The sequence below is a fragment of the Thalassovita mediterranea genome (assembly GCF_001458435.1).
GTDB classification, from domain to species: Bacteria; Pseudomonadota; Alphaproteobacteria; order Rhodobacterales; family Rhodobacteraceae; genus Thalassobius; species Thalassobius mediterraneus.
Window position 1 is genome coordinate 63965 of record NZ_CYSF01000019.1, and the last position, 15551, is coordinate 79515.

21 protein-coding genes are annotated in these 15551 nt (G+C 56.6%); 5 read left to right on the forward strand and 16 right to left on the reverse strand.

The window, feature by feature from the left end:
* Positions 1 to 13: 13 nt before the first annotated feature.
* From TM5383_RS16230 to TM5383_RS16260, 7 genes are all read right to left on the reverse strand, one after another.
* Positions 14 to 463 (reverse strand): DUF411 domain-containing protein, encoded by a 450-nt coding sequence (locus tag TM5383_RS16230; RefSeq protein WP_025054191.1) that lies wholly within the window; start codon positions 461 to 463, stop codon positions 14 to 16.
* Positions 464 to 466: 3 nt separating this feature from the next.
* Positions 467 to 1582: a M23 family metallopeptidase gene (locus TM5383_RS16235; RefSeq protein ID WP_231725199.1), complete on the reverse strand. Its 1116-nt coding sequence runs from the start codon at positions 1580 to 1582 to the stop codon at positions 467 to 469.
* Positions 1583 to 1836: 254 nt separating this feature from the next.
* The gene (locus TM5383_RS16240) at positions 1837 to 2460 is read right to left on the reverse strand and encodes an SCO family protein (RefSeq protein ID WP_025054189.1); all 624 of its coding nucleotides are present in this window, start codon (positions 2458 to 2460) and stop codon (positions 1837 to 1839) included.
* A complete protein-coding gene (locus tag TM5383_RS16245; RefSeq protein ID WP_025054188.1) occupies positions 2460 to 2921 on the reverse strand; it encodes a copper chaperone PCu(A)C in 462 nt (153 codons plus the stop codon). The genes TM5383_RS16240 and TM5383_RS16245 overlap by 1 nt, the downstream gene beginning before the upstream one ends.
* 25 nt (positions 2922 to 2946) lie before the next feature.
* The gene (locus TM5383_RS16250; RefSeq protein WP_025054187.1) at positions 2947 to 3606 is read right to left on the reverse strand and encodes a DsbA family protein; all 660 of its coding nucleotides are present in this window, start codon (positions 3604 to 3606) and stop codon (positions 2947 to 2949) included.
* Positions 3603 to 4028, reverse strand: coding sequence for a disulfide bond formation protein B (locus tag TM5383_RS16255; protein WP_025054186.1), 426 nt, complete (start codon positions 4026 to 4028; stop codon positions 3603 to 3605). The genes TM5383_RS16250 and TM5383_RS16255 overlap by 4 nt, the downstream gene beginning before the upstream one ends.
* 2 nt (positions 4029 to 4030) lie before the next feature.
* Positions 4031 to 4621 (reverse strand): SCO family protein, encoded by a 591-nt coding sequence (locus TM5383_RS16260; protein ID WP_037969025.1) that lies wholly within the window; start codon positions 4619 to 4621, stop codon positions 4031 to 4033.
* 172 nt (positions 4622 to 4793) lie between these two features.
* On the opposite strand from TM5383_RS16260, the gene TM5383_RS16265 reads away from it, so the two are divergent.
* The 4 genes from TM5383_RS16265 (at position 4794) to TM5383_RS16280 (ending at position 7552) form a co-directional block, all read left to right on the forward strand.
* Positions 4794 to 5222, forward strand: a complete 429-nt coding sequence (locus tag TM5383_RS16265; protein ID WP_025054184.1) for a MerR family transcriptional regulator — start codon at positions 4794 to 4796, stop codon at positions 5220 to 5222.
* 101 nt (positions 5223 to 5323) lie between these two features.
* Complete coding sequence (locus tag TM5383_RS16270; protein WP_058243065.1) at positions 5324 to 6094, forward strand: transglutaminase-like domain-containing protein; 771 nt, start codon at positions 5324 to 5326, stop codon at positions 6092 to 6094.
* The gene (locus tag TM5383_RS16275; protein ID WP_025054182.1) at positions 6084 to 7001 is read left to right on the forward strand and encodes a cation diffusion facilitator family transporter; all 918 of its coding nucleotides are present in this window, start codon (positions 6084 to 6086) and stop codon (positions 6999 to 7001) included. The genes TM5383_RS16270 and TM5383_RS16275 overlap by 11 nt, the downstream gene beginning before the upstream one ends.
* The gene (locus tag TM5383_RS16280) at positions 7001 to 7552 is read left to right on the forward strand and encodes a methyltransferase family protein (protein ID WP_025054181.1); all 552 of its coding nucleotides are present in this window, start codon (positions 7001 to 7003) and stop codon (positions 7550 to 7552) included. The genes TM5383_RS16275 and TM5383_RS16280 overlap by 1 nt, the downstream gene beginning before the upstream one ends.
* 66 nt (positions 7553 to 7618) lie before the next feature.
* On the opposite strand, the gene TM5383_RS17050 is transcribed toward TM5383_RS16280, so the two are convergent.
* Both TM5383_RS17050 and merF read right to left on the reverse strand, forming a co-directional pair.
* Positions 7619 to 7843, reverse strand: a complete 225-nt coding sequence (locus TM5383_RS17050; RefSeq protein WP_076400265.1) for a GDCCVxC domain-containing (seleno)protein — start codon at positions 7841 to 7843, stop codon at positions 7619 to 7621.
* A complete protein-coding gene (gene merF, locus TM5383_RS17130) occupies positions 7819 to 8187 on the reverse strand; it encodes a mercury resistance system transport protein MerF (protein ID WP_306345465.1) in 369 nt (122 codons plus the stop codon). The genes TM5383_RS17050 and merF overlap by 25 nt, the downstream gene beginning before the upstream one ends.
* A gap of 266 nt (positions 8188 to 8453) precedes the next feature.
* Between merF and TM5383_RS16290 the strand changes: the two genes are divergently transcribed.
* Positions 8454 to 8867, forward strand: coding sequence for a MerR family transcriptional regulator (locus TM5383_RS16290; protein WP_025054180.1), 414 nt, complete (start codon positions 8454 to 8456; stop codon positions 8865 to 8867).
* Between the two features lie 400 nt (positions 8868 to 9267).
* Here the strand turns inward: TM5383_RS16290 and TM5383_RS16295 are convergent, their stop codons facing one another.
* From TM5383_RS16295 to TM5383_RS16325, 7 genes are all read right to left on the reverse strand, one after another.
* On the reverse strand, positions 9268 to 10617 hold the full coding sequence (locus tag TM5383_RS16295) for a hypothetical protein (RefSeq protein ID WP_143570311.1): 1350 nt from the start codon (positions 10615 to 10617) through the stop codon (positions 9268 to 9270).
* 78 nt (positions 10618 to 10695) lie between these two features.
* Positions 10696 to 11772: a TrbL/VirB6 family protein gene (locus TM5383_RS16300; protein ID WP_058320085.1), complete on the reverse strand. Its 1077-nt coding sequence runs from the start codon at positions 11770 to 11772 to the stop codon at positions 10696 to 10698.
* A 12-nt stretch (positions 11773 to 11784) separates the two neighbouring features.
* Positions 11785 to 12198 carry a hypothetical protein gene (locus TM5383_RS16305; RefSeq protein WP_058320086.1) on the reverse strand — a complete coding sequence of 138 codons (414 nt, stop codon included), beginning with the start codon at positions 12196 to 12198 and terminating at the stop codon, positions 11785 to 11787.
* Positions 12195 to 12398 carry a hypothetical protein gene (locus TM5383_RS16310; protein WP_058320087.1) on the reverse strand — a complete coding sequence of 68 codons (204 nt, stop codon included), beginning with the start codon at positions 12396 to 12398 and terminating at the stop codon, positions 12195 to 12197. The genes TM5383_RS16305 and TM5383_RS16310 overlap by 4 nt, the downstream gene beginning before the upstream one ends.
* Complete coding sequence (locus TM5383_RS16315; protein WP_058320088.1) at positions 12395 to 13381, reverse strand: ATPase, T2SS/T4P/T4SS family; 987 nt, start codon at positions 13379 to 13381, stop codon at positions 12395 to 12397. Before TM5383_RS16315 ends, TM5383_RS16310 begins: the two co-directional genes overlap by 4 nt.
* A gap of 4 nt (positions 13382 to 13385) precedes the next feature.
* The gene (locus tag TM5383_RS16320) at positions 13386 to 14771 is read right to left on the reverse strand and encodes a TraB/TrbI/VirB10 family type IV secretion system protein (protein WP_058320089.1); all 1386 of its coding nucleotides are present in this window, start codon (positions 14769 to 14771) and stop codon (positions 13386 to 13388) included.
* Positions 14768 to 15463 (reverse strand): TrbG/VirB9 family P-type conjugative transfer protein, encoded by a 696-nt coding sequence (locus TM5383_RS16325; protein ID WP_058320090.1) that lies wholly within the window; start codon positions 15461 to 15463, stop codon positions 14768 to 14770. Before TM5383_RS16325 ends, TM5383_RS16320 begins: the two co-directional genes overlap by 4 nt.
* Positions 15464 to 15551: the final 88 nt, after the last annotated feature.

A 15551-nucleotide genomic window follows, 5' to 3' on the forward strand; every position in this document is an offset into this window, starting at 1 on the left:
GTTTCAAATGGCTTCAATCGCCAGAATAGCTTGAGAAGACTTCTGTCGACCCGTCGTTGTTGATGAGAAACACGTCGTAGGCCTCACGCCAGCGGCTCTGATCCATACCAGGTGAGCCAAGTGGCATGTCCGGCACCGCGAGGCCTATTGCGTCCGGCCTTTCGCTGAGTAACCTGCGAATATCATCTGCTGGCACGTGGCCCTCGATCACGTAGCCCTCTACCAGACCCGTGTGACAGGACACCATTCTTTGCGGAACGCCATTATCGAGTTTGAAGCGTACAAAAAGGCCCGCAAACATATCTTCACCTGTGGGTTCGAAGCCGTTTTCTTCGAGGTGTTTCATCCACGCTAGGCAGCAACCGCAACCATTCGTCTTAACGACTTCAATTGGGGTCGTTTGGGCAATCGATTGCCCAGCCAATGCGAGCGTGAGCAAGGCGGAGAGTGAGAGTTTTTTCATTATCTAAAGCCTTTCCGACATCGTTTGAGCGACATCCGAATCAAGTAATCCAGTAAACTGGGCCCGGCTCTCATGAAGACGTGCTACAATGTCTGGATTGGTTCCTTCTGCGTTTGCCGCTTCGGCAAGCCGTTCTTCCGACATTGGATCTGTGGGTCGGCCATCCACCCGCACTTCATAATGCAGATTTGGACCCGTCGCAGTTCCTGTCGCGCCAACGCGACCGATAGCCTCACCCGCTGTAACCCTATCTCCGACCGAAAGACCGTCGGGCACGAAACTCAGATGGGCATAGCGGGTCATAGTGTCCGAGCCATGCGCGATCTCGACCACGCGTCCATAGCCGCCGCGTCGGCCAACAAAGGAGATAGTTCCAGGTGCGGTGGCATAAACGGGCGTCCCATGCGGAGCTGCAAAATCGACCCCTGTATGCATGCGCACATCTCCATACACCGGATGTCTGCGGTTGCCATACACCGAACTCAACCGCGCTCCCTTCACAGGCTGCGCGAACACGCGCAACACTTCTCCATCGACAAAAATTGTCGCGTTTCCAGAGTTGTCGTCCGGCCACACGATCTCATAACGGGTTTCGTCGATGGTCAGCGCAGCGAAGGACAGGTGAGGTTGTCCGATAATTTGGTCGCTGAGCCTGGCTTCACGCCACATCAATTGCAACGGTTCGTCGCCTTTCAAATCACGCCGGAAGTCTACAGTCCCCCCCAACATCTCAGCCAAGTCTACGGCAAACCGAGCGGGAACATCTGCCGATGCAAGAGTTGCCGAAATCGAGTTTTGCACCGTCGTATCTGCCGCCCGCAGCACCAAATCAGGCTCAGGCAGTATTCTCCGAGTGGCGGTCTCATCTGTGAAAACCGCTTCGATTTGGACGCCTTCGTCAACAGACAATACGGCTCGTCTCAGCGATCCGGAAACGGAAGTTTCAATCTCGATGCCATATCCGGGTCTAAGCTTGCGCAGGTCATATTCTGCCGCCATGGCCAGAGCTACTTCGGCGCGATCACCAGCAGAAAGGCCCGCCGCAGACAGCAATGCATCTAAGGTTTCACCCGAGGACAAGGTGCCCGACCAGGATACCACTGGCGAGGCCGTTTCCAAAAATGCTCTGTCGTAAGCTAGGGGCTCCGGCGGTTCTGAGGACCAAATGACTTTGTCAGCTGCCGCAATCGTGCTCCAGGAGGGTGCCTCCGTTTGCAGCGACATAGATGGCTGTCGCAAGGGAACGGGCTGCCAATTCGACGCCACAGCAATTGCATCGGGTGCCCGGGACGTTCCCCAGTTGGTCTGGGATGCCAAGATTAGCGTTAGGACTAAAGTAGCGCCTAAGACACCAAAGGCAGGATACCTCAACTTCATGATGTTTCTTCTTCCATTGTCAGGACGCGGCGGATTTTTGGCACCGCGAATTCCCGTTGTTCATGGTAATCTATCGTGCCGGAAAACTGCCCCTCAGCATCAAAGAGAAAGACGCTTGCCGTATGGTTCATTGCATAGTCGCCGCCCTCCGTGGCGACTTTTTCATATCGTGCGCGGAAGCCCGCCGCTGCCCGTGCCGTCGTATCCAGCGTTCCGCTCCAGCCTTGGATGGCAGGGTGAAAATAGCTGATATAGTCGGCCATGGCGTCCACGGTATCGCGTTCTGGGTCTACCGTGATGAATACGACATTCAGGTCCGCAACCTCATCGCCAAGATCGTCGAGCCAACCAGAGATGTCCGACAATGTGGTGGGGCACACATCAGGGCAATATGTGAAGCCGAAAAACACCATTGATGGATTACCGATAAGTGACGCAGGTCCAACGGTTGCCCCGTCCTGGTTGGTCATCTGGAATTCCATTTGGGTAAGCGGCAAAGGTCGCTGAGCCACCGGCTCAGGCGCACCCGGCCCATCAACCTGCCACCAGCCGATGAACAGCGTTAGCGCAACAACGCCGCTCACGGCTGCGCCAAAAGTAAGGAGCGTGCGCCGGTTCATCAGCCCTCCGGCCCGCGGGCGGCAATGCCAAGAATAGGCACATCAACGTTCAGCGTCCCGCCATCAGCAAAGTTCAGTGTCAGCGGAAAGGTCTCCCCTTCGACCATCTTGGTTTGCAAGCGCATCAACATGGCATGCATGCCGCCCGGTTCCAGCGAAACACTTTCGCCCGGAAGAATGGTGATTTCACCGACAGGGCCCATGGAACTGACACCATTTAAATCAGTCGTGGTTTCGTGGATGTCCGGCATCATGGCCAATGGGGTTTCCAGCCCGACCAATGTCACCGGGTCAGAACCCGTGTTGCGCAGGATCATGTAAGCTGCGCCTGGGCGGTTGGTGCCGATAGAAGCGCGGGCCCATGCGTCTTCGACTACAATGTCGCCGGAATCCGCCACAGCAGAGGCGGGCAACCCAATTAAGAGGCTGAATGCGATGGCGATGTAGGCAGTTGATTTCATGGGTTTGTTCCTAATAGCCAATTGTTCAGGATTCATGCGCAGCGACTTCCGCAGCAACGAGGGCGCGCAACTCGTCGGCGCCGAAGGGATCAAGAGGTTTGCCGTTTACAAAGAAAGTGGGGGTGCCACGGATCTCCATCGTTTCAACGTCTGCGCGGTCCTGATTAAGGATTGCAACAGTTTGCGGCGCCCTCATTTGGTCTTGGGCCGCTTCAACGTCAAGGCCAGCCTGTTCCGCAATACTAAGGAGCAAACCCGGCGCAGGTTCACCGTGCGACGCCCAGCGTGGCTGTTGTTCTAGGATCGCTTCTTTGACCGGGATAAAGACACCCTGCATGCGTGCCGCTTCCATTACCCTGATCGCCTCTTCTGACGCCGGGCCATGAAACGGGGTGTATCGAAGAACGACGCGAACCTGATCGCCGTGCTCAGCCATGATGTCCTTTATGATCGGATAGAAAGCACGGCAGGCTTCGCAGGCGGGATCGAAAAATTCCACGATTGTGACGGGGGCGTCCTCGGGTCCCATGATGGGAGAATAGGGACGCATCAGCGCCTCTGTTTGCTCGGATTGAAGCGGTTCGACCACGGCAACTGGTGCAGTGCGGGATTGATTCCAGGCAGCGGCCGCAAATATTGCGAGACCTGCAGCTAATGCGACTAGAACGATTGATTTACTTTTCACGTGCGGGGCTCCTTCAGGGAGATTAACGAAAAGAGTGCGATCAGAGCGAAGGCTATGAGCGCCAAGAGCGGAATTGGGACGCCAAGGAATAACTGGTTATCGCCGGTACAAGACGGGCCAGTCTCGGTGCAGGGTTTGATGGGTTCCGGAAGGATGCCTGTGTAAAGTCCAAGATGCCAAAGCGCGATGGCGGCCCCGCCAATGGCGAGCGCAACGCCGTAGCGGCCGACCCGATGATCCTCCCACCAGAGACCGAGGCCAAGAACGATTACTAAGGGGAACATGAAAGCGCGCTGAAACCAGCACAGATTGCAAGGTGCCTGACCCAGAACCTCACCAATATAGAGCACTGCTAAGGAACTCCCCAAAGCCACGATCCAGGCGGCGGCAAGAGCCGAATCTTTTGCCATCACTCGGCTCATATCTACATCCTCGCCCTTAGATCGGAAACAATCTCTTCAGCTGATGTGCCATATGTCCAAGCCCCGACATATCCGCCTTGGGGATCAAATAGGAACAGCTGGGAGGAATGTCCCATCGTGTATCCATTGGGCGAAGCGGCTTCCTCGATCTTCTCAAAGTACACGCGGAAGGTTTCCGATGTTCGCTTGATCTGATCGGCCGTGCCGGTGAGGCCTACTATATCTGCCTCGAAAGCCGGAACGAACTCTGCCAGTTTTTCGGGCGTATCACGTTCGGGGTCAATCGAGATAAAGAGCGGCTGGACTTTGGCGGCATCGGAGCCGAGCGCATCCATGACAGCGGCAACCTCTGCCAAGGTCGTGGGGCACACATCGGGGCAATTCGCAAAGCCGAAGAAGACGAGCAACCAGCGCCCTGCGAAGTCTTCGTCCGTCTGCACTATGCCTCGGTGATCGGTCAGTTCGAAGTCAGCTTGGAACGCGGGCGCATCAGCGCGCTGTTCTTCTCTGATAGAAAACTGCAAAAAAATGGACCCAACAACCACGATCGCGGTAAGTCCCCAAAGCATTTTTTGTAACGTAGAAAATTTCATTGGTTGTATTGCGCCCGATTCCGCCCATTTTTAAAGCGGTCTAAATGTTCTAGTTGCTAGAGGTTCAAGTTGTTTTTCGGCATTGCGGCGGCGTGTCACGGATCTGTGATTAGGGTGCTGGCTTGCGGATGCCAATAGCTATAGCTACCAACGCTATAGATATGGAGGTCACATGCTGACAATTGGAAGTTTGGGAAAGAAGACCGGAACAAAAGTTCAGACTGTCCGGTATTACGAACAGATCGGCCTGATGCCCGAACCAGGTCGCACCGAAGGCGGGCAGCGGCGCTACGGGGATGCGGAAGTTGACCGCTTGTCCTTTATCCGGCACGCACGCCAGTTGGGGTTTCCCCTTGAAGCGATCCGCGAGCTTCTCGATCTCAGTGATAATCCCGACCGCTCTTGCCATGAGGCGGATTCCATCGCCCGGCGGCAACTCAAGCAGGTAGAACTAAAAATGGATCGGCTGAAAGCGCTGCGCACAGAATTAAAGCGCATGATCCACGAATGCAGCGGAGGCAATACAGCGGACTGCAAGGTTCTCGAGGTTTTGCGCGATCATTCTGAGTGCCTGACCGATCACAATGAAATAGGGGCTTAACCGTTTCCACGGCTCTCAAGCTACTAAAACGAAGAGAACACTTGAACCTAAAGTCACTGTAGCAATTACATCTATCTCAAAGGCGATTCGAGGAGATAAAAATGAGCGCTGGTGATCGGCTGTTGGCAGCAACCCCAATCCTAAACTTCAACCACCCGTCGATTACACAACTGATCGAGGACCGAGGGTGGAAAGCCCTTTCCCAACATGATCGGATCGGCGCCGTCTACGATTTTGTCCGCAATGAAATTGCCTTTGGGTACAACCGCGCAGACGATATCCCGGCGGCCGACGTCCTCGATGACGGTTTTGGTCAGTGCAATACCAAGGGCACGTTACTTATGGCCTTGTTGCGCGCGGTAGGTGTGCGGTGTCGCCTTCACGGGTTCACGATCCACAAAGAACTGCAACGGGGCGTTGTACCAGAGCTCGTTTATCCTCTTGCCCCCAATGAGATCGTCCACTCATGGGTTGAGGTGGAGACCGAGATGGGTTGGGCGAACCTCGAAGGGTTCATTCTGGATGCAGAGTTTCTATTGGCGCTCCAATCCGCATTTACCGATTCACCCAGCCTCTGCGGTTATGGGGCGGGAACCGATTGTCTGCAGGCTCCGCCGGTAGAATGGACAGGGGGCGATACCTACATCCAGGAGACAGGCATCGCTCAGGACTTTGGCACTTTCGACGCACCCGACGAGTTCTACGCCGCTCATCAGCAGTCGTTTAGCTTCGTAAAGGGCATATTGTATCGCCATATCATACGCCATTGGATGAATACCCGCGTGCGGCGGATCAGGTCCGGTAACGTGCCGCAAATACCTGGCTTGGCGTTGCCCAATCATAAGCACGAGGAGTCCCGTCATGCCTCATGATCACGGTCACGCGCATATTGATCCCGCTTCTGGCGACCGCCGTGTCTCTATCGCGATCTGGGCCAACGCGCTTCTGACGGTCGCGCAGATCGTCGGCGGGATCTTGTCGGGCAGCCTCGCGCTTATTGCAGATGCGCTCCACAATTTCTCGGACATGGCATCCTTGGTGATCGCTTTTGCAGCTCGGAAAATCGCAAGACGCCCTGCGGACGAGCGCATGACATTCGGCTATGGCCGGATCGAAGTTGTGGCTGCCTTGATCAACTACACCACCCTCATCCTCGTTGGCTTCTATCTCATCTACGAAGGCGGAATGCGTTTGATCGAACCGACCGAAGTGGCCGGTTGGACAGTAGTGATCCTTGGTTCGGTGGCGCTGGTCGTGGACACGTTGACAGCGCTGCTGACCTATTCGATGCAAAAGGGCAGCGTCAACATTCGGGCGCTCTTCCTGCATAACCTGTCTGACGCACTGGCTTCTGTTGCCGTAATTATCGGCGGCTCGCTCATCCTGCTCTATAACATGTGGTGGGTCGATCCGGCGATCACGATCGGCATCGCGCTCTACATCCTCTACCTTGCAGTTACCGAAATCGGTGGCCCTATTCGTATCCTGATGCTCGGAAGCCCACCCAACATCGACAATGATGCCGTTGTTGCTGCAATCAGCGACGTCGATGGTGTGCATGATGTCCACCATGTTCATCTGTGGCAGATGCAAGAGAATGAGGCGGCGCTAGATTGCCATGTCGTGACCGCTGATGGCGCATTCGGCGAAGGGATCAAAGCGGCAGTGAAAGCGCGCCTCGCCGAAGAGTTCGGCATCCGGCACTCCACTCTCGAATTGGAGGATCTGGGGAATGCACACGATGGAGCGCAGCTCTATGGGCATGAGGAGACCAGATAATGATAGAAGTCATCTTGATTTACTTAGGTCTGGGAATTGCTGCGCTGACACTTGCTTCGATCCTTTGGTCAATCGCTTTCCCCGAGCGTCGTATCTGGCCGCCCAAGCGCTACACGTCGATCACACCAATTCTGGTCTGGGTGCCAACGTTTTCGTTGTTTGGCATTCTGATCATGCTTGGCATCTTGGGCTGGGGTGATCTGGCGTTTCCCACCTGGCTGCGTTTCGGGGTCGGGATACCGCTCATTGTGTTCGGCAATGTTGTCGTCTGGTCTGAAGTCGCTCATTTCGGGGTTCCGCAAACGGGCGGCGCGAAAGGTACGCTGAGGACCGCTGGCATGTATCGTTACTCTCGCAATCCTCAGTACTTGGCCGATATCGCGATTGTTGGTGGATGGATGATACTTTCTGCAGCACCATCAACGCTCATTATTGGAACGGCTTCGATCTTGGTTTTGGTAGCTGCGCCATTCGCGGAAGAACCGTGGCTCAAGAAGCAATACGGGTCTGATTTTGAAGAGTATATGGCGTCAACCCGTCGTTTTATCTGAGCCGCCTCGCTAAGAGGCTTTTCGAAGGTTCGTTGACCCTTCAGCTGCGCGAGGCCTGAATCGCCCCTAGGCGCAGCAGGACTTACCTTCTTGAATCGGCGGACATGGAACAGTTGCGTAAGAACAATAGACGCAGCAATCCCCCTCGAGCGGTTTCAAGACTGACTGACATGACTTGCATTCATAGAACCATTGGCAAGCATCTGTCGGCATAGTCTCAGTTTCGACGTGTCCGCAATTTGGACAGGTGAGAGTAGATTGCAGCACTACTTTTGTTTCTTCTGTCGCCATAGCGCGTACCCCGTCAGAATTAGAAATCCTGCCAATATCGGCAGCAAAACGGCATCGTTGTAAACAACGCCAAGTAAGCCCGTCAGGCCAAGCGCTGTCAGTACGACCGGCAGTAACGGTGTGAAGCAACAGAGCGCGGCCAAGATCGTGCCACCCACTCCTAGGGCCAATAGTTTGTTCTTCATTGTGTCGATCTCCACAAATCCCACATAAAACGCTGTGCGGATGCTTCCCACATGGGCGAAGATAGCGCGACCAGAAAGGCGATGGACGCGACTGTAGTCCAGACGATTGTGGACCGCCTGCGCGTTGCACATGGCCTGCGCCGAAGCACCCGATACCATGCCCAAACGAGGGCAATCGCGACTCCGACAAGAATGAAGTCCCGGTAAGCGACGAATGGCCCAAGCATGGTGAGCCATGAACCACCTAGGCCCAGTATCGAAAGGCCGATAGGCAAAACACAGCACGACGCCGAAAACAGCGCCAGAAGTGCTGCGAAGGGCATCACAAGCCTGGAAGCAACGCCAGAGTTCGCCACCGGTTGTTGATTTGCATTCAAATCCATTTTGCTTTTCTACTTCCTGTAGTGACTACAGGAGCAAGCAAAATGTTCACCATCGGCAAAGCGTCGGAACAAAGCGGCGTGAACATCGAAACGATCCGCTACTATGAACGAGAGGGGATTGTTCCGAAGCCGGGGCGATCAGCAGGTGGACGTCGGCTGTACTCGTCCGCTGAGATTGCCAAACTCAGGTTCGTGCGCCGCTGTCGCGATTTGGGCTTTCCGATCTCAATCATACAGACTTTTCTATCGCTCACTGCACAAAAGGGCCGATCCTGTGGTGAAGCGAAGACCATGGCTGAGGACCATTTGGGTGAAATAAACGCGAAGATAGAGAACCTCACTCGCCTCAGAGAAGCGCTCTTGAGCCTTTCCAAGAATTGCGACGATGGAACCGCAGCCTGTCCAATGCTGGACGCTCTGATGAAGGATGGTTTTGGCGACGGGCTACGCGAGTAATGCAGCCGTAAGTTTTTGCTTCGCAAACCGCAACTCTGTCCTGCAACTCAATCATCTGAAGGTGAATTTCGCTAAAATTTGCTCGAACGGCTGCTCTTGCTAGTTTGACGCGATGCATACACCGGATCAATCTCAAACCGACTTCATCGGCGGGTGTCGCGATGCACCGAAACCGGCCGTCGATTCAAAATTACGCAAGGTCGGCTAGGTCCGCATTGCCGTCATCGGCCCCGCCGAAATGCTGCGCTCCATTGCCAATGTCCGCTTCGGGGAAGCTGCGGCGCGGCGTTGCAAGGCTGGGTCAATGTCGGGTTTGGGCCGTGTTTACCTTTCTAAGGTGCGGCTAGGCGTGCTTTTCTATTGAAACAAGTTCGTTCGGGTTGGGGCGCGTGATCCTTGCTCAGAAGAAGGTGACCTCCCGCAGACCTCGAAATGCGCCTTCCCTAAACGCATCTGCTTTATGAAGTCGAGGGAAATCTGGAAGCCTGTCTACCTCGACTACCGGAAGCAAAATATCAGCGCTAAACCATGGCATTTTCGCGGACCTACTTTCGTCATACATCTTCGAAAGTGCCCTTCCGACCGCATAAGCGCCGGCCAAGTCAATTTTGGAAACGCGTGCTCGATTTATGGGAAGCAGGCTCCCAGTTGTCGATCTACCGCCGATATTGAAATTGATCAGGTCATGGCCCCACCCGAGGCGTATGATATGTGTCCGGTCGGACCGTTGGATTGAAACTCTCGGAAATAGGTCTCTGACCCAAACCTTATGTTCATCGCACCAGTCGAGGGCTTCCTTCAACATCGCTACGCCGCCTAGGTCTTTCTTCCAGATCGGACATAAGTGCTGAAACCCGGCGAATTTGACCCGCTTCTCACTTCTGATGTCGTTAGCAACGAAATCGCCTTCGCGTGTGACCTTTGGAGACCACATTTGCTCTTCGAGCGCGGCTGCGTCCTCCAAACCTATGTGCATGTCATCAATCGCAACTTTGGTATTCGCAGAAATGGCTCTGTGTCGTGCTTCAAGCAGTGTGATGGGCGGTAACGGTTTCCTCGGGTGTTGGTCGAGGATCGAAGGCCCATTGGGTCGAACGATATCGTCAGGAACATCCACTGGCCTGTCTGTTTTCACGTCGTGGTCGACCAGCCAACGGTACGGTGCGCCAAGGTCCATAGGATCATCATTCATGAGCGAAAGATGTGGCAGACCCTTTTTTAGGAACGCCATGATTTCGCGCGTATCCTGACGTTCCGCGCCCATGAGCCGTCCTTGAAAGGTTTGCCGATCTGAATTGCTTTGGCGGGCTTTCAGTGCGTTTTCGATGCGCTCACGTTCGATATCGCTCAGCTGGCGTCGTAGATACGCGATAGAAACATCGACGTCACCGTAGTCGTCTCGCTCCTCAAGCGCGCTGCCGAATAGCTTCAAGGTGATGCGCTGCAGGCGATCGGAATCGCCGTTGATGACCTTGGCCCGGGCGAGAAGTTCAGAAATGATGGTCTGAACCTTATCGCGCCCGATACGCTTTCGCTTGAGTTCCAGTGCGAGGCGAGTCCCATTCGGCGTTAGCTGCCAATAAAACAAACCGTCAAAGATGTCGGCAGGCTCCAAGTACCCAGCCTCGGCCATCTGGCGCAAGATGAGGTCAGCATGATGGGCATCGCAATCCAGGGTCCGTATTGCCTCTTCAAGCCCGACAGATCTTCCATTGATTGCTGAGCGCAGGACTGCTTGGACCAGCTCCAATGGTACCGTTTTTACTGGCGAATGCTTATGGGACCCTCGCTCATTCATTGTTCAACGGCGTCGCAGAAAAAAACCTCATCAACGCCTCCCCAACCTTCCCAAACGAGCCAGCTGCGCCATCATTTGCGATCCGGTTCCGGTGGATGGACTGCCCCCTGCAGGTGTCACATTTGCCATTCCCGGCCGTTGCGGCATTTGTTGGGCCCCAAAGAACTGCCGTGCTCTGAGTGCTGCATATTCGGCTCCACTGGCACCACCAACAAGATACCGATTGTAAGCCTGCTGATTGCCCATCGCAGCGCGCGCAAAGCTGTAGCTTCCTGCCAAGCCCCCAGACAGCGCTGGCATCATAATGTTCCCTGAGATTGCGCGAACGATGAAGGGTGTTGCGATGATGAAGCCCTTGGCCATGAGGACCATCATCAAGAAGGGGATGAGCGCGCCTATATTTGAGGCCCCTTCCGGGTCGCCGAGTTCACCAATGAGGGCGGATGATACACCTGTGATTGTTGCGAATACGCCTGCCACGACGATTGGGTAGAGCGCAAAGGAGACCAGTGCCGACAGCCAGCGCGCGAAGTAATCCTTGGTCACTTCGAAAAGGGTGAGGAAGATCATCACGGGTGCGATGCCAATGAGCAGCGCGATCATCAAACGCGACGCGACCAAGATAAATGCAGCGAGCCCTCCCAAGACCGACAACATCAACACGCCAACAATGTCGAGCATCGCGCCGGCCATCCAGTTGAGCTCAGACCCGGCCGCGTTAAGGTATTCTCCAAGCTCGGCGATGAGCCGGTCAAATTCTTCTGCAAATGTCCCCGATGGACCTGGAACGCCACCACCGACGGAGGCGACCAGCGCGCCCGCAATACTGTCGATCCCCGCGAGGATTGCGGACGAGAGTGCGTTGAACTGCAGCCAATTGGTTGCAAATATCCCGATGAGACCAATCTTGACCACAAGCCAGAACGCCGTTCGCCCGTCCATCGCTTTGTACTGATAGATCATGTTCAGGAAAACGAGGATCACCACCAGCGTTGTTCCAAGAACGAGAAGCGTTCCCACCGTGGCAGCAACAGACCCGAACTGTGTCTCGGCGGCGGTGTTGAGATAGCCTTGGGAGGTTTCAACGAAGTAGGTGACAACGCTCATTTCAGAGTTCCCCTACCACTTTCCCACTGCTTCGCAGATCGCTTGAGCTTCTGGTCGAAGATCACTTGCGCGGCGGTTGTAACTGTCTGACGCTTGCAGCATTTCTGAACGGTTCGCATTGGCGTGGTTTTCTTGGAAGGTGACTTCGGCGTTATCCCATGCTGGGAAGCGAAGACCGTAGTCGCAGGATCCGGTCTCAACGATCCGCTCCATGTTCTGTTCCCGGTAGATGTCCTGGACCAAGACACGCTGGTAGGCGTCTCGAAGGGCGATGTTCTGCATCCAGTCAGGTTCGCTCGGGCGTTCGGGGCAGACATCTGGAATGCTCTCAAGACTGGGGATGAGATTGCGCTCCGCCATTAGGGGCGATGCCATCAAGCCCAAACCGACTGACAGTAACAAGAAATGCGCTGCACCACGTTTCATCGGTTGTCTCCAAAATCGGCACCGTCGGAGGTTTCACGCTTCAGAAAAGCCGTGTGCCCGATATTGGCAAACTCAGACGAACTGATTGAGACCACCTCCCAGCCGATCTTGCCCTTCGCATTCAATGCCGCCTGCATTTCGATCAGACGGTTCTTACGGTCCATCGGGAAGGAGAGGATTTCATATTCAAAGGTCTTCATGCAGCTTCTCCAATCTGTTTCATGCCGGGGAGGTAGAATTCCGTGATGCCGCGTTTGCCGTCATGCCGGCCTGCCTGGATGATCACATCGATCGAATTCTCGATGTATTGGATCATGTCGGCATAGGTCATCGGGATCTCGGTCTTCAGTGCTGCGATCGCAAGCCGCTGCACGGCCAATTGCGGGGTTTCGGCATGCAGCGTGGTCATGGACCCGCCGTGGCCGGTGTTGATGGCTTCCAGAAAGGTCATGGCCTCCTTGCCGCGCACTTCGCCCAGGATGATCCGGTCGGGACGCATGCGCAGCGTGGCGGTGAGAAGCACATCGGCGGTCTGGAATTCCGCGTCGCGATTGGCGATGAGGGTCACTGCATTTGGCTGGGTCGGCAGCAGCTCGGCGGCTTCTTCGATGGTCACGATGCGTTCCTCGGATGGCACGTGAGATAGGATCTTGCGCGCGGCCACGGTCTTGCCGGTGGAGGTGCCACCCGAGACGATCATGTTGAGTTTGTTCTCGACGCAGAAGGCAAGCGCATCATCGATCAATCCGGCGGCCACCACGGCGCGCAAGGCGCGCTTCTTTTCGACGCGCAGGTCTTCGAGCTTGCGTTCCTTGCCGTAGAGAAAATCGAGCGCGATGTCCTCAAGCGGCAGGCTCGAGAAGAACCGCAAGCTAATCGACATGGCCGAGAGCACGGCGGGCGGGGTGATGACCTGTGCCCGGATCGGGCGGCCCTTGTAGGTGATCGAGACTGAGACGATGGGGCGATCCTTGCTCATCGTCGTGTTGGCCGAGGAGGCGATCTGGTTGCCGAGATCCCTGACCTGAACGCCGGTCAGCCTCTGGTCCAGCGCGCGCATGAAGTGATCGCCCTGGAATTCGCCCCAGCAGGTGCCATCAGGGTTGATGCAGATCTCGATGACATCGTCGCGAGCGGCGGCGTCGATCCGGTCGAGCGAGGTTTCGAGATAGCTCAGCGACATGGGCTCAGAATATCTCCAGATCGCGGTCGACCATGACCGTGACGCGGGCGCCCTGGTCGACATAGATGACGGGGCCGATGGAGAGGTAATCGCCTATGACGCTGTCCGTGGCATCTGCCAGATCATCGCCAACGTCTTCGAGAGCGTCGGCGGCAGTCTCATCCTGGACTTCGGAGGCGGCAGCACTGGGTGCTGCTGAGATCAGCGAGATCAGGGCGGCCGACCCGAAACGCTCGGCGAAGCGTGTGTCCACGAAACCGGTGACGCCAGAACGGCCCAGTTCATCACCTCCGAAGGAGCTGATCTGGACGGTCTGGCCCGCGGGCAGGATGATCCGGTCCCAGGCGATGGTGACCCGGCGCTGCGCGATATCGACGCCAGCGCGGTAGCGCCCGATGAGACGGGATCCGCGGGGGATCAAGAGGCGCGCGCCATCGACGCTGTAGACATCCTCGGACACCACGGCACGGGTCTGGCCGGGCAGGGAGCTGTCAAGGGCAGTTTCCATGACGGCCTGGATCATGGTGCCCTGTAGAATCGTGTTGGAGGGATTGGCGATCACCTCGGCCTGCGTCACGGTAGAGGGCAGCGCCCCGTTCAGCACGAAATCCGTCACCTCGCCAAAAGTGCGTTCGGTCAGAGCTGTTTCATTCGCTCCGGAGGCACCGCCAAAAGCGATGGTCGGCGAGGCGATGCGCCGCTCCTGGAAGGCGCGTTCCCCCGCGGCGCGGCGTTCAAGTTCCGCGAGCCGTCTTGCTTCTTCCTCGCGCCGGAGCCGCTCTTCTTCCCGCGCGCGTAACTCGTCCTCGGTGGGCCCGATGGGTGCCGGAAGGGGCCGGTTGGCCTCAAGCTGCGCGAGCTCAAGGTCCATGCGGAGTTGCTCCAGTTCGCGGTCGCGCGCCGTGAGCTCATCGCGAAACTGCTGTTGCGCGGTTTCCGACGCGGCTTGCAGGGCCGCGATCTGCGCGGTCAGCGCGTCAATCGCATCTGCGGCAGCGGTGTCTTCCTCGACAACTGGTTCAGGGGCGTTGCGCAACTCCTCGATCTGGGCCTGCAGCGCGGTGATCTGCGCCAGAAGCTCCGCGTTGGGCTCGACTGGATCCGGTCCGACAAACACAACCTCGGGCTCGGGCTCGGGCGGGGGCAAGGTCTCGATGGCGCCAAAGCCGTCCCCCTCGTTTTGGAAGACATCCGGGGTGGCCGTCGGCAAGGCTTCCTCTTCGTCGGGCTGTGAGAGAAGATAAAGCAGGGCACCACCCGCGCCGATGACGAGGACCACGATCAGCGCGAGAAGGGGCGACCGGCGCTGCGCCGCCGTGGGGGCGCGGGCACTGCCTTTCTCAAGGGCGGCGAGGCGCTTTTCCAGCTCGGTGTTCTCGGTATCGCTCATGAGGCGGCCTCCGCGGGCGGGATCGCCTCGATGCAGACCACCTCTTCGCCAAGTCGCAGGACCCATTGGCGGTTTACGCCGCTGACGCGGATCACGCCGTCTTCAGGAGTTTGCGTGTTGACCGTGCGTTCACGGCCGCCCGCGTAGCGGAAGATCGCTGGCACAGGTGCGTTTCTTGGAAAGGCGAAATACGTGAACGTCCCGTCATCCCAGATGCGGGTTGGCGTGAACTCGGTCCGCGCGCTGGCACCGTAATTGTAGTTTGGTGCTTGGGCGGCGATGGCCCGGGTCGGGCGCGCATCGTCCTCCGGATAGCGGAACTGCACCACGTAGAAGGTTGGGCTGCGGACCTCCTCGACGTTGAAATAGTAGCTGCGCCTGTTCGTGTAGACCGTCACATTGGTATGTACGCCGCGCGCGACGGGTTTGATTGCAAATGCCTGACCACCGGGGACGCCATCGATCTCAAACCCTTCCGTGTCGCCCGCGATAATCGAGCGGATGCTTTCACCCTCGCCGAACTCGATGGTGGTCACATGGGTGAGCGACACGCTGAGGCGGTAGACCTGGCCTTCCTGGTAGGTGGCCAGCCGCACACGACTGTCATTTGGACCACCGCGCGGGATCGCTTCGGCAAAGGCAAGGCCGGGCAGCAAAACAAATATGGCAGCAACAAAGAACCTATTGATCAACCATGCGTTTCCGGAACAAGGAGCGTCGCCAATACCCTGCCGCGCTGCGCGCTCTCGGGACATTGGCGACAAGGTTCTTTGATTTGAA